We start from the raw sequence: 26,014 nt of genomic DNA on the forward strand, positions 1-26,014 counted from the left end.
GGTCCGGTCGGGCGGTCGCGGCCCGTGTGGCAGGGTGGCCCGGGGCCCGTGACGGTCGGGGGCCGGGACGTGAGGTGTGCGGGGCGTGCGGTGGCGGCGGGTGGCCAGTCAGGTCGGGCGGAGCGTGACGGTGTGGGCGGTCAGCACCCTCACCCTGCTCGTGCTCGCCGGCCTGCTGCCCGACTTCCGGCTCCAGTCACCGGACGGGGACAGCGCCACCCACATCGCGGTCACCGCCGCGCTCGGCGCCGGTGCCTTCGGTCTCCTGTCCGCCGTGGTGTGGCCCCTGCTGGTCCGGCTGCTGCTGCTCGTGCCCGCCCTCGTCCTCGGGCTGCTGGTCTTCTTCCTCAACGGCTCCCTGCTGCTGCTCGCCCTGCGCATCAACCCCTCCGGTGACAGCGAGGCCGCCCCCGAGACCGCCGTCATCGTCGCCGCCGTGATGTCCGCGGTCGCCTCCGCCACCGGCGCCGCCCTGGCCGTACGCGATGACGACGCCTACCGGCGCAGGCTCTACCGGCTCGCCCACCGCCGCCGCGGCTCCGGCCCGCCCTGCCCGGAGACCCCCGGCATCGTCTTCGTCCAGTTCGACGGCGTCGGCCACGACGTCCTCACCGAGGCCGTCCGCGCGGGACTGGTGCCGACCGTCGCCCGCTGGCTCGCCGCCGACGGCGCGAGCGCTGCCACCGGGCGGACCGGCCGCCGGGGCACCCACCGGCCCGTCCCGCGGCCCACCCACCGGCTCACCGCCTGGCGCACCGACTGGTCCAGCCAGACCGGCGCCAGCCAGCTCGGCATCCTGCACGGCAGCACCTTCGACATACCCGCCTTCCGCTGGTACGAGAAGGAGCACCGCGAGGTGATGGTCTGCAACCGCCCGACCAGCGCCGCCGAACTCCAGCGCCGGGCCGTCGAACGCACCGGCGACGGCGGGCTGCTCACCGCCGACGGGGCCAGCCGCGGCAACCTCTTCAGCGGCGGCGCCGACGAACAGGCCCTGGTGCTGTCCATCGCCACCCGCCGCCGCGGCCGCGAGAACCGCAGCCGCGCCGGGTACTTCGCCTACTTCTGCGATCCCGCCAACGCCGTGCGCACCGCCCTGTCCTTCGCCGCCGAGGTGGCCCGCGAGATAGGCCAGTCCAGCCGGGCCCGGCTGCGCAAGGAGCGTCCCCGGGTCGGGCGCGGCGGGCTCTATCCGCTGGTCCGCGCCTTCGCCACCGTCGTCGAACGCGACGTCGTGGTCGCCGCCGTGACCGGCGACATGCTCGCCGGCCGCACCGCCGTCTACGCCGACCTGGTCGCCTACGACGAGGTCGCCCACCACTCCGGTCCGCGCAGCCGCGACGCCGCGAGGGTCCTGCAACGCCTCGACCGCTCCCTGGCGCTGATCGAGAACGTCGCCGAACACGCCCCGCGCCCCTACCGGATCGTGGTCCTGTCCGACCACGGGCAGAGTCCCGGCGAGACCTTCCGCTCCCGCTACGGCCTCACCCTCGCCGACCTGGTCCGGGCCGGCTGCGGGCTGCACGTCCCGCGCCGCGCCGAGCGCACGCACAGCGGCGCCGAGGCCCGCGCGGCCGTACGGGCCGCCCTGCGCAGGCCCGTCGAGGAGGGCGGCGAACGGCACCGCCCCGGACCGCGGTCCGAGCCGATCGTGCTGGCCTCGGGCAACCTCGGCCTGATCTCCTTCCCGGACGTGCCGCACCGCATGACCAAGGAGGAGATCGACGTCCGCCACCCCGGCCTGCTCACCACCCTCGCCAACCACCCCGGCATCGGCTTCCTGCTGGTGCGCAGCGCGGAGCACGGCGGTGTCGTGCTCGGGGCCGACGGGGCACAGATCCCGCTGGACCGCCTCGACGAGGAGCCGGGCCCGCTGGGCCCGTTCGGCCCGGGCGCCGCCGACGCCGTGCGCCGCACCCACTCCTTCCCGCACACCGCCGACATCATGGTCAACTCCGCGTACGACCCGGCCGACGGCGAAGTCCTCGCGTTCGAGGAGCAGATCGGCTCCCACGGCGGCCTCGGCGGCGACCAGGGCCGCCCGTTCCTGCTCTCCCCGCTGGCCCTGTCCGCGCCGGTGGCCGACGGGGAGGACCTGGTGGGCGCCGAGCAGGTGCACCGCGTACTGCGCCGCTGGCTGCGCGAACCGGCCGGGCCCCAGGTGCCGCTAACGGCGCGGGAACCGGCCGACGCCGACCGCTCCGGGCAGACCGGCCAGGCGGCACACTCCGACCGGGCAGCCTGAGGGGCGGGGGCGCGGGGACACCCGGCGCCGGCGCGGACGCACCGGGTGCTCGTCCCCCGTAGGCCGTTCTCGCGGGTGTCGTGCGCCCGGATGTGATCGGATGGGACCAGGGAAAACCCAGGGGACTCGGAAACGGGACCGCACCCGAAAGGAACCACCGTGGCTACCACGCGCACCGCACACACCGTCTGGGAAGGCGACCTGCTCAAGGGCACCGGCGTCGTCACCTTCGACTCCTCCGGCATCGGCGAGCAGCCGGTGTCGTGGCCGTCGCGCGCCGAGCAGGCGAACGGCAAGACCAGCCCCGAGGAGCTGATCGCCGCCGCCCACTCCAGCTGCTTCTCCATGGCCCTCTCGCACGGCCTGGCCGGCGCCGGCACCCCGCCCACCCGGCTGGAGACCAAGGCGGACGTCACCTTCCAGCCGGGCGAGGGCATCACCGGCATCCACCTCACCGTCCGCGGTGAGGTCCCGGGCCTGGACGCGGACGGCTTCGCCGCCGCCGCCGAGGACGCCAAGAAGAACTGCCCCGTCAGCCAGGCCCTGACCGGCACGACCATCACCCTCACGGCCGAGCTGGCCTGACCGCACGACGACCGGCCGTCCACCGCAACCACGGCCGGCCGTCCACCGCACGACGACCGGCCGTCCACCGCACGACGACCGGCCGTCCACCGCACGGCCGACGGATGCCGCGCCCCGCACCGGGGCGCGGCATCGCTGCGTCCGGGGTCCGGAGGTAACAACCCCGCCCCGGCCGCGTCCGTCTGAGCAGCGGTCATGCCGGGGCCGTCCGCGCGGCCGCATTGTTCCGCTGCCGGATGCCTGTACGCGCCCCGGCACACCGTGTACGGTCTCGGGCCGATGGGCTTTGGGAGCGCTCCCATCGCGCTGCTTCCACTTCGCACGCTTTGCACGAGGAGGAACACCTTGAGACGCTTTCTGGCCGTACTGGCCACCTGCGCGACGGTTCTGGGCCTGACGGCGCTGTTCAGCCCCCAGGCGGTGGCCGCCACCGGCTGCAAGGTCGACTACACGATCAGCAGCCAGTGGCAGGGCGGCTTCCAGGGCGGGGTGAAGGTCACCAACCTGGGCGCCCCCGTCACCGGATGGTCCCTGAAGTTCACCTGGCCGGACTCCGGGCAGAAGATCACCCAGGGCTGGAACGCCACCTGGTCGCAGTCCGGCGCCGCCGTCACCGCCGCGAACCTCGACTGGAACCGCACGCTGGCCACCGGCGGCTCCGCCGACCTGGGCTTCACGGGCTCGTTCACGGGCTCCAACCCCAAGCCCAGCGCGTTCACGCTCAACGGCGTCGCCTGTACCGGCTCCGTCGGCGGCGGTGACGAGCCCCCGCCGCCCACCCCGGGCACCGGCACCCCCCTGGACATCAACGGTCAGCTGCACGTCTGCGGCGTGAACCTGTGCAACCAGTACAACCGCCCCATCCAGCTGCGCGGCATGAGCACGCACGGCATCCAGTGGTTCAGCAAGTGCTACAACACCGCCTCCATGGACGCGCTGGCCAAGGACTGGAAGGCCGACCTGCTGCGCATCGCCATGTACGTGCAGGAGAGCGGCTACGAGACCGACCCGGCGGGCTTCACCAGCCGCGTGAACAGCTACGTCGACATGGCCGAGGCCCGCGGCATGTACGCGGTGATCGACTTCCACACCCTGACGCCGGGCGACCCGAACTACAACATCGACCGCGCGAAGACGTTCTTCGCCAACGTCGCCGCCCGCAACGCGGCCAAGAAGAACGTCATCTACGAGATCGCCAACGAGCCCAACGGCGTGAGCTGGGCGGCCATCAAGAGCTACGCCGAGCAGGTCATCCCGGTGATCCGGGCCGCCGACCCGGACGCCGTCGTCATCGTCGGCACCCGCGGCTGGTCCTCGCTGGGCGTCTCGGACGGCTCCAACGAGAGCGAGATCATCAACAACCCGGTCAACGCGACCAACATCATGTACACGTTCCACTTCTACGCGGCCAGCCACAAGGACAACTACCGCGCCGCGGTGAGCCGGGCCGCCTCCAAACTGCCGCTGTTCGTCACCGAATTCGGCACGGTGAGCGCCACCGGCGGCGGAGCGATGGACCAGGCGAGCACCACGGCCTGGCTGGACCTGCTCGATCAGCTGAAGATCAGCTACGCGAACTGGACCTACTCCGACGCCAATGAGAGCAGCGCGGCACTCCGGCCGGGCACCTGCGACGGCACCGACTACAGCAGCAGTGGCGTGCTGACCGACTCCGGGGCGCTGGTCAAGAACCGGATCAGCACCGCGGACAACTTCCCCACCAGCTGACCTCCCGACGGGGCTCCGGCCGGTCCGGAGCCCCGTCCCGATGGTTGGGAGCGCTCCCGAAAATCTCCCGCACCCGCTACCTCGGAGGCACACATGCGCGTCCCCTTCCCCCGATTACCGCGCCGGCCCTGGGCTGCGGTCCTCACGGCCGCCGCCCTGCTGGTCTCCGGCCTCACGGTCTCCGGCGTCACGGCGATGTCCGCGAGCGGCGCCGAGGCCGGCTGCCGGGTGGACTACACCGTGAACCAGTGGTCCGGCGGATACACCGCCCAGATCAAGGTCACCAACCTCGGCCCGGCCCTCAGCGGCTGGCGGCTGACCTGGACCTACACCGGCGACCAGCAGGTCACCTCGGCCTGGAACGCCACCGTCACCCAGTCCGCCCGGTCGGTCGTCGCCGTGAACACGAGCTGGAACGGCGCGCTGGCCACCGGGGCCGGCGCCGACTTCGGTGTGCAGGGCACCTGGCGCTCGGCCGACCCGGCACCGACCGACTTCGCCCTCAACGGCGTCTCCTGCGGCGGCGACGGCACCACGCCGACCCCGCCCCCCACCACCCCGCCCCCCACGACTCCGCCGCCCACCACCCCGCCGCCGAGCGCGGAGTGCGGGTCCGCGGTGATCTGCTCGGACTTCGAGGACCAGACCGGCTCCACCCCGTCCGGCGCCTGGCGGTTCACCGCACCCGACTGCCAGGGCACCGGCACGGCCTCGGTCGACACCTCGGTCGCGCACAGCGGCAGCCGGTCGCTGCGGGTCGACGGCCGGGCCGGCTACTGCAACCACGCCTTCGTCGCCGCCACCGCGGACCTGTCCTCGGTCGGCCCGGTGCTGTACGCCCGCATGTGGGTCCGGCACACCACCGCGCTGCCCGCGGCCCATGTCGCGTTCGTCTCGATGCCCGACACCTCCCAGGCCGGCCGGAGCCTGCGCATCGGCGGCCAGAACGGCGCCCTGCAGTGGAACCGGGAGAGCGACGACGCCACCCTGCCGGCGCAGAGCCCGGCCGGCGTGGCACTGAGCAAGCCGCTGCCGACCGGAAGCTGGCAGTGCCTGCGCTTCGCGATCGACACCAAGGCCCCCAACCTCGACACCTGGCTCGGGGACGAGCGGATCGCCGGCCTGCACGTCGACGGCGTCCCCACCCAGGACGTCGACCAGCAGTGGCTCTCCCGCACCACCCCGCCCCGGCCCACCAGCCTGCGCCTGGGCTGGGAGAGCTACGGGGTGGGCGACGACACCCTGTGGTTCGACGACGTGGCCGTGGGCTCCGCCCCCATCGGCTGCTGACCGCCCCCGGTGTCCCGGCGGCACACGGCCGGGACACCGGGCCGGACGCTCGCCCGTGTCCGGCCCCCGGCGGCGGCCGCCCGGCCGCCGCCTCAGCTCTCCTCGCCGTGCCCGGGCCCGTCCTGCGGAGCGGACCGGGGCCGCGGGGGAGGAGCGACCGGGACGGTGGCGCACACCGCGTCCAGGACACCGGCGTACGGAGTGCCGAGGGCGGTCAGCCGCGCCCGGAGCTGCTCCAGGCTGCCGCGGTATCCGGCCAGCGGGGCCGTGTCGCCCGTACGGGCGGTGAACTCCAGCACCGCGGGCAGGAAGTCCGGCTGCTCCTGGCCGCTGACCTCCAGGCCGTGCGCCCGGTAGAGGTCTCTGAGCCGGTCCACGGACGCGGCCCGCCGCCGGGTGTCGCCGTCGTGCCACCAGCTCAGGTACAGGCTGTGCCGGCCCGGTTCGGGGACCGGGTGGGCGCAGTCGAAGACCTCGGCGTAGTGCGCGGCGAGTGCGGGCGGCGGGGTGACGGCCGCGTGGTCGGTGAACGTCCTCAGCTGTGGTGCGGCCTCGCGCAGCAGCGGCAGCCGGGCCACGAAGTCGTCGTCCGGGTAGGTGAGGCAGAGCGCCGCGGCCTGGTAGAATACCGCGTCCGAGGGCATCAGGCCGCCTCCGCGTCCGCGCGGGCGGCGCCGGTGTGCCGTCGCCGCCCGGTCTGCCGTATGCCGGGCGCCGGGCGCGTCCCCGGCCTGCCGGATGGAACCTGCGTCTCGCTCACGTGCGCTCCCTCGGTCGCCCCGTGCTGTCGAACCTAGGGCCGGCCCGGCGGCCCCACCCGTTCAGACCGGCCGTCCGGGGCAGGGCCCGGGGGAGGGCGCGGGGGGAGTGCGGGGGCTCAGAAGGTGTCGCGGTAGCGGCGCAGCAGCGTGCGGGTGCGCTGCGTGGAGGCGGCCCGGGCCGTCATGTGGTCCAGCACCTCCAGGTGGGCCGCGACCTCCTGGCGCGCGTCCAGGTAGAGGGCGCCGGTGAGGTACTCCGTGAACACCATGTCCGGCAGCTCCGGCTGGGCGAACCGGAACAGCGTGAACGGCGCGTACGTCCCCGGGTGCGGTCCGGCGGCGAACTCGGCGAGCTGCAGCGTCACCCCGTCCCGGTCCGCGTACTCCAGCAGCCGGTCCAGCTGCTCGCGCATCACCTCGGGGTGCTCGCTCACCGGGCGCCGCAGCACCGTCTCGTCCATGATGACCCACAGGTGGGGCGGGTCGTCCTTGTCCAGCAGGCGCTGGCGCTCCATCCGCAGCGACACGTGGCGCTCGATGGTCCCGGGCCCGGCCTGCCCGATGGTGCCGGCCTCCATCACCGCCCGCGCGTACGCCTCGGTCTGCAGCAGGCCGGGCACGAAGTGCGGCTCGTAGGAGCGGATGATCCGGGCGGCGCCCTCCAGGCTGACGTACAGGCTGAACCAGTCGGGCAGCACGTCGTGGAACCGCTGCCACCAGCCCGGCTGGTTGGCCTCCTCGGCCAGCTCCACGAACGCGACCGTCTCCTCGTCGGACACGCCGTACGTGGTCAGCAGCACCTGCACGTACGGGATCTTCAGGGAGACCTCGGCCATCTCCATGCGCCGTACGGTCGCCGGCGCGACCCGCAGCACCCGGGCGGCCTCCTCACGGGAGAACCCGGCGGCCTCCCGCAACTCCTGCAGCCGCTTGCCGAGCACCACCTGGCCGACCGTGGGCGCAGCCCGCCGTTCACTCACGCCACGCCCTCCCCTACGCGCCGAAGTACGCGAGCAGTGTGCCATGTGACGCCGCTTCGCACATCTGGTCGACCCGGTCGGCGTGACAGTCACACCGGCGGGTCAACCGGCCACGGTGTGCAGGTACTTGGCGGTGGCCGGGTCGGCGGGCAGGAACGTCTCGATCGCCAGCTCGGCGACCGTGACGTCCATCGGCGTGTTGAAGGTGGAGATCGACGACACGAACGACAGCGTCCGGCCCGCGTGCTCGATCCGCAGGGGCAGCGCGAACCAGGCCACCGGCCCGGCGGGTCCACCCGCACCGTCCGCCTCCTCGTCGCCGTCCCACGGCCCCGCGTCCGGCACCGGGTAGGCCGCCACCTCGTCGTACAGCGTGCGCAGCGCGGCCGAGCGGTGCAGGGCGATCTGCCGCTCCATCTGCGCCAGCAGGTGCCCGCGCCACTCGGGCAGGTTGCGGATGCGCGGCGCCAGGCCCTCCGGGTGCAGCGTCAGCCGCATCGCGTTCGGCGCCGGCGCCAGCAGCGCCTCCGGCACGCCCTCCAGCAGCATCGCGATGCCCCGGTTGGCGGCGACCACCGTGTACGTGGCGTCCACCACCAGCGCCGGGTACGGCTCGTAGCCCCGGATCAGCCGCTCCATGCCGTCCCGCAGCGCGTCCAGTGCCGGATCGTCCAGCGGGGTCTCCGGGTACCGCGGGGCGTGACCGGCCGCCAGCAGCAGGGCGTTGCGCTCCCGCACCGGGACGTCCAGGTGCTCGGCCAGCCGCAGCACCATCTCCTCGCTGGGCCGGGAGCGGCCCGTCTCGATGAAGCTGATGTGCCGGGCCGACGAGTCGGCACGCAGCGCCAGTTCGAGCTGGGACACCCGGCGCCGCTCCCGCCAGGCCCGCAGCAGGGGGCCGACGCCCCGGCCGGCGGAGGGGGCGGTGGCGACGGCGGGCCGGGACGCGGCGGTGCTCGGCGCGGCAGTGGTCATGGGGACGACCGTAACCGACGGCGACCCGGCCGCGGACGCGGCCGGAGCGGCGGGCCCGTGCGGCCGCCCTGTGGCACGCTGAACCGGTATCCGCCACCGACGGTCCGTCACCGACGCAGGGAGCCGAGCATGGCCGTGGAACCGCTGTCGCAGAAGGAGATCGAGGACCGGCTGGCCGAGCTGCCGGGCTGGACGCTCGACGGGGACCGCCTGGCCCGCTCGTACCGGCTCGGCTCGCACTTCGCGGCGGCGGCGCTGGTCATGCACATCGCCGCCATCCAGGAGGAGCTGGACCACCACTCCGACCTGACCCTGGGCTACCACATCGTCTCCCTCACCGTGCACACCCACAGCGTGGGCGGCGCCGTCACCGCGCTCGACTTCCGGCTGGCCCGCCGGATCGAGGACATCGCCCCCGGCCACGGGGCACACTGACGGGCATGCTCGACTACGGGAAGGAAGCCGAGGACTACGACGCGACCCGGGGCGGCGAACCGCGCGCCCGGGCGGCGGCCGAAGCCGCCCTCGGCCTGATATCCCAGCACGCGGGCCGGCTCCTCGACACCGCCTGCGGCACCGGACTGGTCACCCGGCGGCTCGCGGCGGCCCGGCCCGGGCTGCGGGTGACGGCCACCGACATCACCCCGCCCATGGCCCGCCTGGCGGCGACCCGGCTGCCGGGCGCGGTGCTCCTCGCCGACAGCAGGCGACTGCCGTTCGCCGACGGCACGTTCGACGCGGTCACCAGCATCTGGCTGCTGCACCTGCTGCACCACCCGGCGGACGTCCGGGCCGTCGTCGCCGAGTGCGCCCGGGTGCTGCGGCCCGGCGGGGTGTACGTCACCACCGTCGACAAGGCGGCCGCCCACGACGTCGGCAGCGACATCGACGCCGTCCTCGTCCCGCGCCCGCGCCGCCCCGCCGCCGACGCGGCCGGCACCGTCGCCGCCTGCGCCGCCGCGGCGGGACTGCGCCCCGCGGGTGCCGCCTCCTTCGCCGGCCTGGGGCAGGGCCGCAGCCCCCGTGACACCATCGCCGACCTGCGGCGCGGCTGGTTCACCCTGCTGCCGCCCGGCGATCCGCGCACCGAGGACCTCGCCGGGCGGCTGGCCCGGCTGCCGGAGCAGGACCGGCGCCGCCCGGACCCGCGCTTCGCCCTGCGGGCCTTCGCCAAGCCGACGACCGGCTGAACCGGGCGGTACCGCACGGGAGTTGATGCCCATCCCCCCGGGGGACCCGGCAACGTGAACGCGAACGGCGGCGACTCGAGTAAGGAACCCGTCCGTCCTCCCCAGGAGGTACGTCACATGAAGCACCCGCACCCGCACCCCCACGCACCACGCCCCCGTCCGCACCCGCACCGCCCCCGCGCCCGCCGGGCCGCCGGCCTCGCCGCGCTGACGGCCGTCGCGGCCCTGCTCGGCGCCGGCCTGACCGCCCTGTCCACCCAGACCGCCGAGGCGGCCACCGCACGGCAGGTCGAGGCCCTGGACCGGGGCGTGGTCAGCGTCCACACCGACAGCGGCAACCTGGTCGACTGGCGCTGGCTCGGCACCGACCCCGACACCGTCTCCTTCAACGTCTACCGGGCCGGTACGAAGGTCAACGCCTCCCCGATCACCGGCTCCACCACGTTCTTCCACGCCGGCGCCCCCGCACAGGCCGACTACACGGTCCGCGCGGTCGTGGGCGGCGTGGAGGGGCCGGACTCGGTGCACGCCGTCCAGTTCCGCACCGGCTACAAGGACGTACCGATCAGCCCGCCCGCGGGCGGCACCACACCCGACGGCGTCGCCTACACCTACGAGGCCAACGACGCCTCCGTCGGCGACCTCGACGGCGACGGGCGGCTGGACTTCGTGCTGAAGTGGCAGCCGACCAACGCCAAGGACAACTCCCAGTCCGGCTACACCGGCGACACGATCGTCGACGGCATCACCCTCGACGGCACCCGCCTCTGGCGCGTCGACCTGGGCCGCAACATCCGCTCGGGCGCGCACTACACGCAGTTCCAGGTCTACGACTACGACGGCGACGGCCGGGCCGAGGTCGCGATGAAGACGGCCGACGGCACGGTCGACGGGACCGGCACCGTCATCGGCAGCGCCTCGGCCGACCACCGCAACTCCAGCGGCTACGTGCTGTCCGGCCCCGAGTACCTGACCATGTTCGACGGCCGCACCGGCAGGGCGATGCAGAGCGTCGACTACGTCCCCGCGCGCGGCACCGTGTCGTCGTGGGGCGACTCCTACGGCAACCGCGTGGACCGCTTCCTCGCCGCCACCGCCTACCTGGACGGCTCCCGGCCCTCACTCGTGATGGCCCGCGGCTACTACACCCGCACGGTGATCGCCGCCTGGGACTGGCGGGGCGGCGCCTTCACCCGCCGGTGGACCTTCGACACCGCTTCCTCGTCCAACTCCGGCAAGGGATACGACGGTCAGGGCAACCACCAGCTGTCGGTGGCCGACGTCGACGGCGACGGCAGGGACGAGATCGTGTACGGCTCGATGGCCGTCGACGACAACGGATCCGGTCTGTGGACCACCAGGAACGGGCACGGCGACGCCCTGCACGTCGGAGACCTCGATCCCGCGCGCGCCGGCCTGGAGGAGTTCAAGGTCGACGAGGACGGTTCGAAGCCGTCCTCCTGGATGGCGGACGCCAGGACCGGGCAGGTCCTGTGGTCCACGCCCGCCAACGGCGACAACGGCCGGGGCGTCTCCGGCGACGTCTGGGCGGGCAGCGCGGGAGCCGAGTCCTGGTCGTCGTCCGAGAGTGGCGTCCGCAACCCCAAGGGCACCGTGGTGGCCACCCGCAAGCCGTCCAGCACCAACTTCCTGTCCTGGTGGGACGGCGACCCGGTACGGGAACTCCTCGACGGCACCCACATCGACAAGTACGGCACGTCCGGTGACACCCGGCTGCTGACCGGAGCCTCGGTCCACTCCGGCAACGGCACCAAGGCGACCCCGTCCCTGTCCGGCGACATCCTCGGCGACTGGCGCGAGGAGGTCGTCTGGCCCACGACGGACAACACCGCCCTGCGGATCTACTCCACGCCGTACGACACCACCACGAGGATCACCACCCTGCTGCACGACACGCAGTACCGCACGGCCCTGGCCTGGCAGAACACCGCCTACAACCAGCCGCCCCACCCGAGCTTCTTCCTGGGCGACGGGATGCGGACGGCGCCGCGCCCGGCGGTGTACACGCCGTAACCGCGGCGGAGGGCGCGTGCCGGCCGCGGCACGCGCCCTCGATGACCGGTCCGGCTCAGCGGACCGTACAGCTCTGGGTCCCCATTCGGAACGACGCCGGCGTGGCGTTCGCCCCGGTCCAGGTACCGGTGAAGCCGAAGCCCACCGAGGAGCCCGGGGCCACGGTGGCGTTCCAGGCCACGTTCTTCGCGGTCACCGCCGTGCCGGACTGGGTGACGCCGGCGTTCCAGAGCTGGGTGACCTGCTGCCCGTCGGCGAAGGACCAGTTCAGCGACCAGCCGTTCCAGGCGGTGGAGCCGGTGTTGGCGAGCTGGACGTCGGCCTGGAAGCCGTCCGACCACTGGTTGGTGACCTTGTACGTCACCGCGCAGGCACCGGTCGGCGTCGGCGTCGGGGTCGGCGTCGGGGTGGGGGTCGGCGTCGGGTCGGTGCCGCCTCCGCCGTCACCGGCGGCGGTGTCGCCGTAGACGACGCCCCGGCCGTTCGTGGAGACGTACACCCGCCCGTAGACCCTCGGATCGCCGGTGATGGCCCCGCCCGTCCAGCCCCACTGGTGGGCGTCGTCGTTGACGCGGGTCCAGGTGGCGCCCCGGTCCGTGGAGCGGAAGATGCCGCGCACCCCGCCGATCCTCGCGCTGGTGTAGAGCGTCTGGTACGACGCCCCCGGCGCCGCCTTGCCGAAGCCGATGGTGTCGGCCTGCTCGACGCCCGGCAGCTTGGTGAAGCCCGCCCCGCCGTCGGTCGAGTGCCACAGGCCGTACGCGCCGTCGGCCGCCCCGCCGGCCAGCCACACATCGCCCCGGGTGCCCGGCAGCGCCTTGAACCGCACGCTGTCCCCGCTCGGCAGACCGCTCGCGGCGGACGCCGTGAAGCTGGCGCCGCCGTCCGAACTCACGTAGAAGGTGCCGGACTTGAAGCCGTAGAAGGTCTTGGGGTCGACGCGGTCGGACTCGACGACGGCCCCCGCCGGGATGCCGCTCGACGCCGACCAGGACGAGCCGAACCCGGTCGTGTACCGCACGCCCGCGCCCGCCGGGCTCCAGACGAACCGGCTGCCGTCCGAGGCGGCCGCGACCGTGCCGCCGCCCGAGACCCCCGGAGGGTCGGTGCCGGCGAACCAGTTGGCGCCGTTGTCGGTCGAGAACGCGATGTGCGGGCCCGAGTCCAGGTCGCCGACGCGCACCACCGTGGCGGGGTTCGTCTCGGCGAAGTCCAGGCTGGTGGTCGTGGTGAAGGTGGGGGAGGTGTACATCAGCGCCGGCACCTTCGTCAGGTCCGTGTGCCGGAAGCCACCGATGTCACCGAGCGCGCTGAACAGCTGCGCCCCGCCGGACGGGGGCGCGGCCAGGTCGTTGACGGCCGTCTCCTCCAGGCCCTGCACCATGGGCCGGACGGTGAACCGGCCGCCGCTGTCCCAGTTCGTCAGGTTCTCGGTGCCGTACAGCGTCGCGCCCGTGCCGTACATCATCCGCGCGGAGTCGAACGGGTCGATCTCCAGCGACTCCGTCATCCAGCCCAGCTTCGGACTCTCCTCGGGCGGCGAGGGGGTGGCGCCGAAGGTGAGCCAGGGCGTGCTGGACACGTCCATGGTGTAGCGGTCGGAGCGGGTGGGGTACGACGTGTAGTCCCACGCCTTCGTCCAGGTGCCGCCGCTGTCCGTGGAGCGGAAGATCTGGGTGTCCGGCCACCAGGAGCTGTACGCGGTGGCCATGACAGTGCCGGGATGCTGCCGGTCCACGGTCAGCCCGCTGAAGCCGTAGTAGGTGTCCGCCTCCGCCACCGGGCTGATGTCGGTCCAGGTGCCGCTCGCCGTCGCGTACCGCCACAGCCGGCCCTTGCCGCCGTCGTACGGGCCGCCCTTGTCGCTGTAGGCCAGGTAGAGGTAGCCGTTCTTCGCGTCCAGGACGCCCTTGTGGGCGAGCATGCCCGTCGGTTGTCCGGCCAGCCGGGTCCAGGTCGCGCCCGCGTCCGTCGAGCGGTACACCGCGTTGTCCTGGTCGGCGACCCCGACGTACACCGTCCTGGTGGCGCTCCCGGCCGTCCCCGTCGACTCGTCGAAAGTCACCCAGACCACGCCCTGGTTGTCACTGGCGTAGCCGCTGGTGTCACCCGGGTCCTGCCGGTAGGTGCCCGGGTTCGGGAAGCTCGTCACCTGCGACCAGCTTGCCCCGGAGTCGGTGGAGCGCCACAGGCCCTTGCCGCTGGGCGCGCCGAGGTAGAGCACGCTGTCGCGGTTCGGGTCGACGGCCAGGCGCTCGCCCATGCCCCGGCCGGGCATGTTGCCGCCCAGCTTGAACGGCAGGTCCGCCTTCCGCCAGCTCGCGCCCCGGTCGGCGGAGCGCAGCACCGCCCCGTTGCCCGGGTCCCAGCTGTTGGTGTACGTCCCGACGGCCGCGTACACCTTGTCCGGGTCGACGGAGTCGGAGGCGAGGCTGACGACCCCGGTGTGCCCCCAGTCGGACCAGCCGACCGAGTCCAGCAGCGGTGTCCAGGTCTTCGTCGACTGCTGCCAGCGGTAGGCGCCGCCGATGTCGGTGCGGGCGTAGACGAGGTTCTTCTCGGTGCGGTTGAAGACGATGCCCGGGACGAAGCCGCCGCCGTCGATGCGGACGTTGCGCCAGGTGTAGGTGTCGGCCGCGACCGTGACCTGCGAGGTGGCCGCGGCCAGTGCGGGCGGGGTGCCGGCGAGCAGGCCGGCGGCGAGCGCCAGCACGGCCGTGAGGATGCGGGTTCTGCGCACGGTGGGGGTCCTCTCGAAGAGGCGTCTGGGCAGGGGGCGCGTCGGGGAGGGGGGAAAGCGCGGGAGACCGGGCGGCCCCCTGTTCGGGTGGGGACCGCCCGGTCCGGTGACCTCGCCGTCCGGTGGCGAGGTCGCGTGCGCGCGGCGTTCAGCGGGGACGGTTTCGGGCTGCCGCGCGCACGAGCAGGGCTGCGCTCTACTCGAGCAGTTCCGCGTACGCGCCCATGGCCATGGCGATGTCCGCCTGGGCCCAGAAGCGGTGGTACGTGAACACGGGCGCGGCGCCGCCCTTGAGGTACGCCTCGACCTTCGACCAGTTCGGGTCGCTCTTGTAGAAGGACCGCAGCGAGGCGAAGGTGGACGAGGAGTTGACCGCGTCACCGTTGGGCATGGTGCCGCTCCAGCCGCTCGGCACGTACACGCTGTCGTTGAACCGGCTGTAGTCGGTGCGGGTCTCGGGCACGGCGATGCCCAGGCTGTCCTGGTCGTTCGCCCACATGCCGTCCAGCAGCGCCTTCGCCGTGGACTTGGCGGTCGCGTCACCCGACCTGGCGGCGTAGTACGACAGGGTCTTGGCGTACGCGGCCGCCACCCCGACGTCCTCGGTGTAGTCGGCGACGGTCACGTGCAGTCCGCTGTTGGAGCCGGGGCTCGACGCGTTCCAGGTGTCGGGCTGGCCGGTCCACTGCAGCGTGGAGGGGATGCGGAAGGTGCCGTCCGGGTTGATCGTGGTCTTGGACAGCGCCCACTTCACCCACTTGTCGAGGACCGCCTTCGCCTGGGCGTTCCCGGTCTGCTGGTAGTACTCGGCGACGCGCTCCATCGACCAGGCCTGGAACCCGAACCACTGGTTGGAGGGCGGGTCGTGGTAGACGGGCGCCGGGTCGTAGTACATGCCGTAGAAGCTGGAGGTGCCGGCCGGCGGGGTGGCGTACCGGCCGCCCCAGCTGTTGGTCGCACCGCCCGCGATACCGCCCTCGGACGACTGGAGCCACTGGTAGAACTCCAGCTGCCGCTGGAGCGACTTGGACCAGTCGGCCGAGCCGGTCGCCGACTTGGGCTTGAGGTCGGCGTTGGAGCTGAGCGCGTAGGCGGCGAGGGGGTTCTGGTAGCCGCCGTGGACGTGGCTGGAGCCGATGCGCCAGGCCCAGCCCGCGGACGTGTCGTTGGCGCCGCCCCAGGCGTAGTACCAGGACAGCAGGTAGTGGGAGGCGTCCTTGCCGGTGCCCGCCGGGCAGGACGAGGGACTCGTGCAGTTGCCGATCTTCTTGAAGTACTTGTCGTACATCGCGTACCGCAGGTAGTCGCCCATCTTCGCGGCCTTGGCGACCGTCGCGGAGACGTCGGCGCTCTTGCCCTGCGACTTCGCCCACAGGTCGGCCCAGTAGGCGGCCTGGACGGCCCGGGCGTCCGCGTCCGGGGCGTCCGTGTACTTCCACTGCTTGGCGTACGAGGAGTCCCCGGTGAACAGGTCCAGGTAGCCGTTCTTGCCGCCGTACTTGAACGCGTCGCAGGTCGGCTGCGGGACCGTCTCCCAGACGGACTCCTGCGGGCCGCGCTGGAAGGTGTTGATGTACGACGGTCCGGTGGCCGTGGGGCCGGCCTCGCACTTGCCGGGCTCGTTGCCGTAGCCGTAGACGTTGTCGACGTCCTGGATCCAGTGCATGCCGTAGACGTCGTCCGTGCCGTACGCGGACTTCAGCTCACCGGCGATCGGGTCAGAGCCCACCGGCACCGAGGTGTCCAGCTTCGCCGGGTACTCGTTCGGCGTGTCGTACTCGGGCGCGTAGGTCGCCGGCTTGGAGGCGTTGTAGAAGGAGTTCGTCGGCTGGTCGGCGTGCGTGGGGATCATGTACTTCTCCATGATGTCCCAGGCGCCGTTGAACTTCGACCAGTCGCCGGTGACCTTGCCGTACATCGCCTGGAGCCACAGCAGGTAGCTGTACGCCTCCGACGTGGTCTCGTGGCCCTGGTCCGGGGCCTCCACGATCAGCGTCTCCACCGAGTGGTAGGGGATGCCCTCGGGGGAGAAGTAGCCGTTCGCCGGGTTGGTGATCTTCCCGTAGAGGTCCAGGAAGCGGGCGTCGTACGCCTTCGTCGCGGCCAGCTCCGTCACGGCGACCGTCGCCTTGGCGTGTCCGGTGGCCGAGGCGGTGAAGGTCGCGGTGCCGGTGCCGGAGGAGTCCGCGGTGACGGTCACCGTCTGCGCGGTGTTCCAGTTGGCGGGCGTGAAGGTCAGCGAGGAACCGCCGGTGACGGACAGCCCGGTGTTGCCGTCGGTGCGGGCCACGCTCACCGTGACGTTCGCGCTCGGCTGCGTCGACAGCTTCACCGTGAAGGTGCCCGACTTGCCCTGCTGGACCCCGAGCTGGCTCGGTGAGGCGACGACGGCGGGCCCGGAGGCCACCGTGATGCCGGCCGGCGTGGACGCGGCGGACGCGCCCAGGCTGTCGTAGGCCTTCGCCACCAGGGAATGACTGCCCACGGTCAAATTGGAGACCGAGAGCGTGTAGGGCGCGCTGGTGTCCGTGCCGAGCAGCGTGGTGTCGTCGTAGAACTCCACCTTGCTGATCGTCGCGTTGTCCGCGGCCGCCGCGGTGGCGGCCAGCGGGACGGCCGCACCCTGCGTGTAGACCGCCCCCGCCGCGGGGCTGGTCAGCACGGTGACCGGCGGCTGGTGCGCACCGGCGCAGGTGGTGCCGTTGACCGCGAACGAGGAGGGCGCGGCGTTGCTGCCGCTGTAGGTGAACTGCGCACCGGTGGAGACCGCGGCGCCGGCCGCGATCGACCCGTTGTACGACGCGTTCTTCACGGTGACCGACTGGCCGGACTGGGACCAGGTCCCGTTCCAGCCGCTGACCAGCTTCTGGTTGCCCGAGTAGCCGTAGGTCAGGGTCCAGCCGCTGATGGCGTCGGTGCCGCGGTTGGTGATCGTGAGGTCGGCCGTGAAGCCGGACCCCCAGTCGTTCGTCTTGTAGTCCACGCTGCACTGCACCGTCGCGGCCTGCGCGGGAGCGGTGCCGGTGGCCAGTAAGGAGACGGGCAGGGCGAGTGCGGCGAGCACGGCGGTCCACACCCGCCGCACGGCCTTCTGTCTGCGTCCGGGATCCATGGTGCTGGTTCCTCCTTGCGGCTTGCGGCTCGGGGAAGCTCGGGGAGAAAACAAGTCTTGAACCAGTGGGAGCGCTCCCATAGTGGGGACGGGGGCTGGGGCGGTCAAGATGCTTGAAGAGTCGAAAAAGTTCGACAGGCCTGTCGGAGAAAATTCGCGCGAAGACCCTGTTCCTCAGGGCGAGTTGGCGCTACCTTCCATCGCACCAGTGGGAGCGGTTCCATCCAGTCGACGCGTCCGTCACGGCGCGCCCGAGCTGCAAGGACTCGCTCATGCGACACCCCCCGCGTTCAGCACTTTTAGCCGTTGCCGGGGCGGCCGCGCTCGTCGGAAGCGTGGTCGTACCGGTGGTGACGGCTGAGGGAGCCACACCTGCCTGCACGGTGGAGTACTCCGTCACCGGCCAGTGGGACAACGGCTTCCAGGGCGCCGTGAAGATCACCAACAACACCGCGGCGGTCAGCAGCTGGAAGCTGACCTTCGACTTCGCCGGCGGCCAGAAGGTCACCCAGGGCTGGAACGCCAAGTGGTCCCAGTCCGGCACCACCGTGACCGCGGCCAACGAGAGCTGGAACGGCTCTCTCGGCACGGGCGCGAGCGTCAGCGCCGGCTTCCTCGGCTCCACGTCGGGGAGCAACGCCGTGCCCACGGCGTTCAAGCTGAACGGCACCACCTGCAACACGGACACGGAACCGACCCCGACCCCGACCCCCACACCCACCGACCCGCCACCCCCGGCGAACGGTTCCGCGCCCGCGCTGCACGTCTCGGGCACCAAGCTGGTGGACGCCCAGGGCACCGCCCACCGGCTGCTCGGCGTGAACCGCTCCGGCGGCGAGTTCATGTGCGTCCAGGGATACGGCATCTGGGACGGACCGGTCGACGACGCCGCGATCAAGGCGATCGCCGACTGGCACGCGAACACCGTCCGCATCCCGCTCAACGAGGAGTGCTGGCTGGGCCTGCCCAACGTCAAGCCGGAGTACGGCGGCGCCAACTACATCGCCGCCGTCAAGGACCTGGTGGCCCGGGTCGAGGCCCACGGCATGACGCCGGTCCTCGAACTGCACTGGACCTACGGCCAGTACACCGGCAACTCGGCGGGCTGCTCCGACGTGCACGCCACCTGCCAGAAGCCGATGCCCGACATGCAGTACAGCCCGTCCTTCTGGTCCTCGGTGGCGGCCACCTTCAAGAACGACCCGGCGCCCGTGTTCGACCTGTTCAACGAGCCGTACCCGGACCGGGCGACCTCCAGCACCGCGGACGCCTGGACGTGCTGGCGCGACGGGGGCACCTGCCCCGGCATCTCCTACGAGGTCGCCGGCATGCAGGACATGCTCGACGCCGTCCGCGGCGCCGGCGCGAAGAACGTCGTCATGGCCGGCGGTCTCGCGTACTCCAACGACCTGAGCCAGTGGCTGACCTACCGGCCGGCCGACCCGGCGGGCAATCTCGCCGCCGCGTACCACGTCTACAACTTCAACACCTGTGCGAATGAAAGCTGCTGGAACTCCACCCTCGCGCCCGTCGCGGCCAAGGTGCCGCTGGTCGCGGGCGAGATCGGGGAGAACACCTGCTCGCACGGGTTCGTCGACCAGGTCATGAAGTGGTTCGACGACCGGAACCTGTCGTACCTCGGGTGGACCTGGAACACCTGGGACTGCTCCTCCGGGCCGTCCCTCATCTCCTCGTACGACGGCACACCCACCGCGTACGGCACCGGGCTGCGCGATCACCTGCGTGCCCTCAACCCGTAACCCCCGCACCTCGGAAGAAGGAAACCCGCACTCATGAGTCGTACCAATACAACGCTGCTGGTGGCCCTCGGCCTCCTCGCCGGAGCCACCGGGACGGCGTTCGCGGCCATCCCGGCCGATTCCGCGGCAGCCGCGCCGGCCTGTGCCGTCGACTACAAGATCCAGAGCCAGTGGGACACCGGCTTCACCGCGGCCGTCACGATCACCAACAACGCGGCCGCGAAGTCGAGCTGGTCGCTGAAGTGGACGTACGGCGGCAGCCAGAAGGTCACCAACGGCTGGAACGCGAAGATCACCCAGAGCGGTACGGCCGTCACCGCGGCCAACGAGAGCTACAACGGCTCCATCGCCAGCGGCGGCACGGTCAGCTTCGGCTTCAACGGCTCCTACAGCGGCACCAACGCCGTCCCGGCCACGTTCACGCTCGACGGCGTCACGTGCAACGCCGGCAGCGGCACCACGGGCGGGACCACCGGTGGCACCACGGGCGGGACCACGGGCAGCACGACCGGCGGGACCACCACGGGCGGGACGACCACGGGCGGCACCACCGGAGGGACCACCGGCGGTACGACCGGAGGGACCACCGGCGGTACGACCGGCGGTACGACCGGTGGCACCACCGGCGGCGACGACGGCGGGGGCGGCGGCCGCGTCGACAACCCCTACACCGGGGCCAAGGTGTACGTGAACCCCGAGTGGTCGGCCCTGGCCGCCGCCGAACCGGGCGGCAGCCGCATCTCCAACCAGCCCACCGCCGTCTGGCTCGACCGGATCGCCGCCATCAACGGCGTCAACGGGGGGATGGGTCTGCGCGCCCACCTGGACGAGGCCCTGAAGCAGAAGGGCAGCGGCAACCTCGTCGTCCAGCTGGTCATCTACGACCTCCCCGGCCGCGACTGCGCGGCGCTCGCCTCCAACGGCGAACTCGGCCCGACGGACATCGACAAGTACAAGTCGCAGTACATCGACCCGATCGCCTCGATCCTGGCGGACTCGAAGTACGCGGGCCTGCGCATCGCCACGGTCATCGAGCCCGACTCGCTGCCCAACCTGGTGACCAACGCCGGCGGCACCAACACCACCACCGAGGCCTGCTCCACCATGAAGGCCAACGGCAACTACGAGAAGGGCGTCGGCTACGCCCTGGACAAGCTCGGGGCCCTCTCCAACGTCTACAACTACATCGACGCCGGTCACCACGGCTGGCTCGGCTGGGACTCCAACCTCGGCCCGTCGGTGCAGGAGTTCTACAAGACGGCCACCAGCAACGGCGCCAGCGTCAACGACGTGACCGGCTTCATCGTCAACACCGCCAACTACAGCCCCACCAAGGAGCCGAACTTCAAGGTCACCGACACGGTCAACGGCACGACCGTGCGCCAGTCCAAGTGGGTGGACTGGAACCAGTACGTCGACGAGCAGTCCTTCGCCCAGGGGCTGCGCGACAAGCTGGTCGCGGCCGGCTTCAACTCCAGCCTCGGCATGCTGATCGACACCTCCCGCAACGGCTGGGGCGGCTCCGCCCGGCCCACCGGCCCGGGCCCGCTGACCTCGGTCGACGCCTACGTCAACGGCAGCCGCATCGACCGGCGCATCCACCAGGGCAACTGGTGCAACCAGAGCGGTGCGGGCCTCGGTGAACGGCCGACCGCCGCGCCGGCCGCGGGCATCGACGCCTACGTGTGGGTCAAGCCTCCGGGGGAGTCGGACGGTGCCAGCTCCGCCGTCGCCAACGACGAGGGCAAGGGCTTCGACCAGATGTGTGACCCGACCTACGGGGGCAACGCCCGCAACGGCAACAGCCCCACCGGCGCACTGCCGAACGCTCCGCTGGCCGGACACTGGTTCTCCGCGCAGTTCCAGCAGCTGATGCAGAACGCCTACCCGCCCCTGTCCTGACCGCCTGACACCGCGCCGGGGCCCGCACGCACGGGCCCCGGCGCGGCATGTCCGGTCCGTTCGGTCGCGGAGTCAGTTGTTCTGGAGGAACTGCCGGGCCAGCTTGTCGCCGAGGGTGACCGCCGCGCTGTGGCTCTCGATCGGCGACACCTTGGAGTTCTTGAACAGGATGTACGTCACCCCGGAGTCCGTGCCGCCGGTCGCCGGGTCGGGGTCGATGCCGAGCGCCTTCGCGGTGGCGTAGGACGCCTCGCCGATGATCTGCGTGGGGCCGGTGTCGCCGACCACCGCGTACTCGACCTTGCCGCCGTAGATCACGGCGACCACGCCGCCGCCCTGGATGCCGGAGCCGGCGTAGTTCCAGATGCTGCTGGAGCTGGGCACCACGACGTACGGCAGCGACTCGGCGCTGAGCGCCCTGCCGTCGGACTGGTGGAAGGCGGTGTCGTCCTGGAACCAGGGGTCGCGGTCCGCGTTGCAGTTGGTGGTGGGCCGGCCGTCGCAGTCGATGTCCATGTCGGCCTTCCAGAACACCGCGCCGTTCTTGCCGCACACCGGGACCGTGGCCGAGGTCTCCTCGTCGGTGCGGTACTTGCCGTTGGAGATCTGCGCGCAGGAGGTCACCTTGGCGAGCAGGTCGGCCGCGCTGACCGTGCCCTCCTGGACCGAGCGGGCGGAGGAGTGGCCGGTGGCCTGCGCGGGCAGGGCGGCGGCCAGCAGGGCCGCGCCGGAGGCCGCGGCGAGGGTCAGTGATCGAAGACGCACTGTGGGGTGACCCTTCTGTTAGGAAACTTTCCTTACTGAGTGGGGTACAAGGTGGACCCGCTTGCATGTCCCCGTCAATCCCTTGGTCGCTAACTCCCGGCCGGTGTACCGATTGCGGGTGTTTGTCCACGGGAGAAGACTGAGGGCGACGGATGCGTCCCGCATTCCGGCGGCTCCAGGGAGGTGAGGCGCCGTGTTCGTCCGCACCGTGTACGTGACCGGCGATCCCGGCGGCATCGACACAGCCGTACGGGCCCTGAACACCGCCGGGCGTGACCTGCTCGAGGAGCGGCCGGGCTACCTCGGCGCCGGCGTCTTCGTCGACCGCGACCTCGGCAAACTGCTGAGCATGAGCTGGTGGACGTCCGAGGAGACCCGGGCCAACAGCGACGAGGTGATGCGGGAGCGGCGGCCCGCGCTGCTGGAGCCCTTCGCCGCGACCGTGACCGTCGAGACCTACGAGGTACCGGTCTTCCACCTGGTCCAGCACCTGGCGGCGGGCGGGGGACTGCGCCTCACCCGGGTGGAGTTCGACCCGGCGGACGCCGACCTGTTCACCGAGACGTTCCGCGCGACGGTGCTGCCGCGCTACGAGACGCTGCCCGGCCTGGCCAGGGCGGCCCTCTTCCTGGACCGGGACCGCGGGCGCGCCCTCGTGGGCACGGTGTTCGTCGACCGCACCTCCCTCGTGGCCTCCCGCGCGGGCCAGGCGGCGGCCCGGCACGAAGGGGCGGCGAAGGCGCACGTGCGGGTGACCGGCCTGGAGGAGTTCGAGGTCGTGCACGCCGACGCGCGGCCCGGCTGACGGGCCCCGGGCACGCCACGGCCGCCCGCCCGCCATGCGGCGGGCGGGCGGCCGTGAGAGGGCGGCCGGAGCGGCGGTGCCGGTAGGACCCTGCCGGTCGGCCCGCCCTGGTCAATGCTGGTGGACCGCCCTGGTCAGTGCCGGTCGGACCGTCCCGGTCAGGCCATGTCGAAGGTGGCCGGATCCGGGCCCAGGCGCCGGTCCTCGTTCAGTGCGCTGATCGCCGCGAGGTCCTCGTCGTCCAGAGCGAAGTCGAAGACCGCGATGTTCTCCTCGATCCGGGACGGCGTCACGGACTTCGGGATCACGATGGTGCCGAGCTGCAGGTGCCAGCGCAGCACGACCTGGGCCGGGGTGCGGCCGTGCTTGCGCGCGATGGCGACGATCGCCGGCACCTCCAGCAGCCCCTTGCCCTGGCCGAGCGGCGACCAGGCCTCGGTGGCGATGCCGTGCTCCGCGTGGAACGCGCGCGCCGCCTCCTGCTGGAGATGGGGGTGCAGCTCGATCTGGTTGACCGCCGGGACGACCGACGTCTCGGCGAGCAGCCGCCGCAGCTGCTCCTCGGGGAAGTTGGACACGCCGATGGCACGCACCCGGCCGTCCGTGTGCAGCTTCTCGAACGCCCGGTAGGTGTCGACGTACGTGTCCCGGGCCGGCAGCGGCCAGTGGATGAGGTACAGGTCCAGGTAGTCCAGACCCAGCTTCTCCAGCGACGCGTCGAAGGCCCGCAACGTGGAGTCGTACCCCTGGTCGCTGTTCCAGAGCTTGGTGGTGACGAAGACGTCCTCACGGGGCAGGCCGGAGGCGGCGATGGCCTTTCCGGTGCCCTCTTCGTTGCCGTAGATCGCCGCTGTGTCGATGCTGCGGTACCCGGCCTCGAGCGCGGTGGCGACGGCCCGCTCGGCCTCGTCGTCCGGCACCTGCCAGACGCCGAAACCCAGCTGGGGCATCTCGACGCCGTTGTTGAGGTTGATCGGGGGGACCTTGCTGCTCACGAGCTCGTTGATCCTTCGGTTGTCGACAGGTGGTACTCCCCATCGTCAACGATCACGGCCCCGGATGCATTCCGGACGCGCGGGAACCGACCGCATCCGGACGGCGGCTCACGCCTGGTACAGCGCCTCCACCTCGGCCGCGTAGGCGCTCTCGATCGCCTTGCGCTTCAGCTTCAACGACGGTGTCAGCAGCCCGTGTTCCTCGGTGAAGGGCTGGGCCAGGATGCGGAAGGTGCGGATCGACTCGGCCTGGGAGACCAGCGTGTTGGCGGCGACGACCGCCCGCCGCACCTCGGTCTCCAGATCGGCGTCGCGCACCAGCTGGGCCGGGGTCAGCGACGGCTTGTTGCGCATCGTCAGCCAGTGCTCGACGGCCTCCTGGTCCAGGGTGACCAGCGCGGCGATGTAGGGGCGGTCGTTGCCGACGACGATGCACTGGTTGACCAGCGGATGGTCGCGGACCCGTTCCTCCAGCACGCCCGGCGAGACGCTCTTGCCGCCGGAGGTGACCAGGATCTCCTTCTTGCGGCCGGTGATGGTCAGATAGCCGTCCTCGTCCAGCGCGCCCAGGTCGCCGGTGGCCAGCCAGCCGTCGTGCAGGGTCGCGTCGGTGGCCTTCTGGTTGTTGAGGTAGCCCTGGAAGACGTTGCCGCCGCGCAGCCAGATCTCCCCGTCGTCGGCGATGTGCACGGTGACGCCCGGAACGGCCTGGCCGACCGTGCCGTACCGGGTGCGTTCCGGCGGGTTCGCGGTCGCCGCCGCCGTCGACTCGGTCAGGCCGTACCCCTCGTAGATCTGCACGCCCGCGCCCGCGAAGAACAGGCCCAGGCGGCGGTCCATCCCCGAGCCGCCGGACATCGCGTTGCGGATGCGGCCGCCCATCGCCGCGCGCACCTTGGCGTACACGAGCTTGTCGAACAGCTGGTGCTGCATCCGCAGCGCCGCCGAGGGGCCGGGCCCGGTGCCCCAGGCCTTCGCCTCCAGGGCCTCCGCGTACTTCACCGCGACCTCGACCGCCTTCTCGAACGGGCCGGCCCTGCCCTCCTTCTCCGCCTTGCGGCGCGCGGCGTTGAACACCTTCTCGAAGATGTACGGCACCGCCAGGATGAACGTCGGCCGGAACGCGGCCAGGTCGGGCAGCAGGGCGGCCGCGTGCAGCTGCGGCTGGTGCCCGAGGCGGACCCCGCCGCGGACCGCGGCCACCTCCACCATCCGGCCGAAGACGTGCGCGAGCGGCAGGAACAGCAGGGTGGAGGCCTCGTCGCCCTTCTTGGAGTGGAACACCGGCTCCCAGCGCCGGATGACGGTGTCGGCCTCGAACATGAAGTTGCCGTGCGAGATCACACAGCCCTTCGGCCGGCCGGTCGTCCCCGAGGTGTAGATGATCGTGGCCACGGACTCCGGGGTGACGGCCTCCCGGTGGCGGTGCACCACCTCGTCGTCGAGGTGCGCGCCCGCGTCGTACAGCTCCTGCACGGCGCCGGCGTCCAGCTGCCACAGCTGGTGCAGCCGGGGCAGCCGGTCGATGACGGTGGCGATGGTCATCGCGTGGTCCTCGTGCTCGACGACCGCCGCCGACACCTCGGCGTCGTACAGCATCCAGAAACACTGCTCCGCCGAGGAGGTGGGGTACACGGGCACCACTTGGGCGCCGATCGCCCACAGGGCGAAGTCGAACAGGGTCCACTCGTAGCGGGTGCGGGACATGATCGCGACCCGGTCGCCGAACCGGATGCCGCGGGCCAGCAGTCCCTTGGCGAGGGCGAGGATCTCGTCGCGGAACTCTGCGGCCGTCACCTCCCGCCACCGGCCGGCGTCGTCCTTGCGGCCCAGGGAGACGTGCAGCGGGTCCGTCAGGGCACGCTCGAAGACGACGTCGGCCAGACCGCCCGCCGTCGGCGCCTCCGCCAGCGGAGGGGTGGTGAACTCGCGCAAACCGCTCCCGCTCCTCGTCCTCGGTGACGCTCCGCACAGGCCGTGAAAGGTACCCCACGACCACACCCCGCGGGAGGGGGGCGGAAACCGGTCAAAGGTCACGTAGGTCCGCCGCGACCACCGGAAAATGCCCGCACATGCGGAAGGGACGGACAGAATACTTACGGTTCAGTAGGTTTCGCTGCCGTAATCTCCACCGAATCTGTACCTCC

General features: G+C 72.0%; 18 protein-coding genes. 10 read left to right on the forward strand and 8 right to left on the reverse strand.

Going from position 1 to position 26,014, the window contains the following annotated elements; genetic code table 11:
- Window positions 1-76 precede the first annotated feature (76 nt).
- The 4 genes from ACZ6CZ_RS10795 to ACZ6CZ_RS10810 all read left to right on the forward strand — a co-directional run bounded on the left by ACZ6CZ_RS10795 (window position 77) and on the right by ACZ6CZ_RS10810 (window position 5,848).
- Window positions 77-2,245 carry a phage holin family protein gene (locus ACZ6CZ_RS10795; RefSeq protein ID WP_469017755.1) on the forward strand — a complete coding sequence of 723 codons (2,169 nt, stop codon included), beginning with the start codon at window positions 77-79 and terminating at the stop codon, window positions 2,243-2,245.
- Between the two features lie 159 nt (window positions 2,246-2,404).
- Window positions 2,405-2,830 (forward strand): OsmC family protein, encoded by a 426-nt coding sequence (locus ACZ6CZ_RS10800; protein WP_469017758.1) that lies wholly within the window; start codon window positions 2,405-2,407, stop codon window positions 2,828-2,830.
- Between the two features lie 345 nt (window positions 2,831-3,175).
- Complete coding sequence (locus ACZ6CZ_RS10805) at window positions 3,176-4,558, forward strand: cellulase family glycosylhydrolase (protein ID WP_469017760.1); 1,383 nt, start codon at window positions 3,176-3,178, stop codon at window positions 4,556-4,558.
- A gap of 93 nt (window positions 4,559-4,651) precedes the next feature.
- A complete protein-coding gene (locus tag ACZ6CZ_RS10810) occupies window positions 4,652-5,848 on the forward strand; it encodes a cellulose-binding domain-containing protein (RefSeq protein ID WP_469017763.1) in 1,197 nt (398 codons plus the stop codon).
- A 92-nt stretch (window positions 5,849-5,940) separates the two neighbouring features.
- Here ACZ6CZ_RS10810 and ACZ6CZ_RS10815 read toward each other — a convergent pair whose 3' ends face one another.
- The 3 genes from ACZ6CZ_RS10815 to ACZ6CZ_RS10825 form a co-directional block, all read right to left on the reverse strand.
- Window positions 5,941-6,492 (reverse strand): nitrate reductase molybdenum cofactor assembly chaperone, encoded by a 552-nt coding sequence (locus tag ACZ6CZ_RS10815; protein ID WP_469017766.1) that lies wholly within the window; start codon window positions 6,490-6,492, stop codon window positions 5,941-5,943.
- Between the two features lie 233 nt (window positions 6,493-6,725).
- Window positions 6,726-7,589: a helix-turn-helix domain-containing protein gene (locus ACZ6CZ_RS10820; RefSeq protein WP_469017769.1), complete on the reverse strand. Its 864-nt coding sequence runs from the start codon at window positions 7,587-7,589 to the stop codon at window positions 6,726-6,728.
- A 102-nt stretch (window positions 7,590-7,691) separates the two neighbouring features.
- Window positions 7,692-8,564 (reverse strand): helix-turn-helix domain-containing protein, encoded by an 873-nt coding sequence (locus ACZ6CZ_RS10825; RefSeq protein ID WP_469017772.1) that lies wholly within the window; start codon window positions 8,562-8,564, stop codon window positions 7,692-7,694.
- A gap of 129 nt (window positions 8,565-8,693) precedes the next feature.
- On the opposite strand from ACZ6CZ_RS10825, the gene ACZ6CZ_RS10830 reads away from it, so the two are divergent.
- The 3 genes from ACZ6CZ_RS10830 (at window position 8,694) to ACZ6CZ_RS10840 (ending at window position 11,788) form a co-directional block, all read left to right on the forward strand.
- Window positions 8,694-8,999: a 4a-hydroxytetrahydrobiopterin dehydratase gene (locus ACZ6CZ_RS10830; protein ID WP_469017775.1), complete on the forward strand. Its 306-nt coding sequence runs from the start codon at window positions 8,694-8,696 to the stop codon at window positions 8,997-8,999.
- A gap of 5 nt (window positions 9,000-9,004) precedes the next feature.
- Window positions 9,005-9,754 carry a class I SAM-dependent methyltransferase gene (locus tag ACZ6CZ_RS10835; protein WP_469017778.1) on the forward strand — a complete coding sequence of 250 codons (750 nt, stop codon included), beginning with the start codon at window positions 9,005-9,007 and terminating at the stop codon, window positions 9,752-9,754.
- Between the two features lie 117 nt (window positions 9,755-9,871).
- Window positions 9,872-11,788 (forward strand): rhamnogalacturonan lyase, encoded by a 1,917-nt coding sequence (locus tag ACZ6CZ_RS10840; RefSeq protein WP_469017780.1) that lies wholly within the window; start codon window positions 9,872-9,874, stop codon window positions 11,786-11,788.
- Window positions 11,789-11,843: 55 nt separating this feature from the next.
- Here ACZ6CZ_RS10840 and ACZ6CZ_RS10845 read toward each other — a convergent pair whose 3' ends face one another.
- A complete protein-coding gene (locus ACZ6CZ_RS10845) occupies window positions 11,844-14,528 on the reverse strand; it encodes a cellulose binding domain-containing protein (RefSeq protein ID WP_469017783.1) in 2,685 nt (894 codons plus the stop codon).
- Window positions 14,529-14,724: 196 nt separating this feature from the next.
- A complete protein-coding gene (locus tag ACZ6CZ_RS10850) occupies window positions 14,725-17,640 on the reverse strand; it encodes a glycoside hydrolase family 48 protein (RefSeq protein WP_469017785.1) in 2,916 nt (971 codons plus the stop codon).
- Window positions 17,641-17,912: 272 nt separating this feature from the next.
- On the opposite strand from ACZ6CZ_RS10850, the gene ACZ6CZ_RS10855 reads away from it, so the two are divergent.
- Both ACZ6CZ_RS10855 and ACZ6CZ_RS10860 read left to right on the forward strand, forming a co-directional pair.
- Window positions 17,913-19,400, forward strand: a complete 1,488-nt coding sequence (locus ACZ6CZ_RS10855) for a cellulose binding domain-containing protein (protein ID WP_469017787.1) — start codon at window positions 17,913-17,915, stop codon at window positions 19,398-19,400.
- Window positions 19,401-19,433: 33 nt separating this feature from the next.
- Window positions 19,434-21,302 (forward strand): glycoside hydrolase family 6 protein, encoded by a 1,869-nt coding sequence (locus ACZ6CZ_RS10860; protein ID WP_469017790.1) that lies wholly within the window; start codon window positions 19,434-19,436, stop codon window positions 21,300-21,302.
- A 72-nt stretch (window positions 21,303-21,374) separates the two neighbouring features.
- On the opposite strand, the gene ACZ6CZ_RS10865 is transcribed toward ACZ6CZ_RS10860, so the two are convergent.
- The gene (locus tag ACZ6CZ_RS10865) at window positions 21,375-22,067 is read right to left on the reverse strand and encodes a glycoside hydrolase family 75 protein (RefSeq protein ID WP_469017793.1); all 693 of its coding nucleotides are present in this window, start codon (window positions 22,065-22,067) and stop codon (window positions 21,375-21,377) included.
- A 193-nt stretch (window positions 22,068-22,260) separates the two neighbouring features.
- Between ACZ6CZ_RS10865 and ACZ6CZ_RS10870 the strand changes: the two genes are divergently transcribed.
- The gene (locus ACZ6CZ_RS10870; RefSeq protein WP_469017795.1) at window positions 22,261-22,872 is read left to right on the forward strand and encodes an antibiotic biosynthesis monooxygenase; all 612 of its coding nucleotides are present in this window, start codon (window positions 22,261-22,263) and stop codon (window positions 22,870-22,872) included.
- 158 nt (window positions 22,873-23,030) lie between these two features.
- On the opposite strand, the gene ACZ6CZ_RS10875 is transcribed toward ACZ6CZ_RS10870, so the two are convergent.
- Window positions 23,031-23,867 carry an aldo/keto reductase gene (locus ACZ6CZ_RS10875; protein WP_469017798.1) on the reverse strand — a complete coding sequence of 279 codons (837 nt, stop codon included), beginning with the start codon at window positions 23,865-23,867 and terminating at the stop codon, window positions 23,031-23,033.
- Between the two features lie 108 nt (window positions 23,868-23,975).
- A complete protein-coding gene (locus tag ACZ6CZ_RS10880) occupies window positions 23,976-25,802 on the reverse strand; it encodes an AMP-dependent synthetase/ligase (RefSeq protein WP_469017800.1) in 1,827 nt (608 codons plus the stop codon).
- Window positions 25,803-26,014 lie beyond the last annotated feature (212 nt).

It is taken from the genome of Streptomyces sp. NPDC041135 (assembly GCF_055592085.1).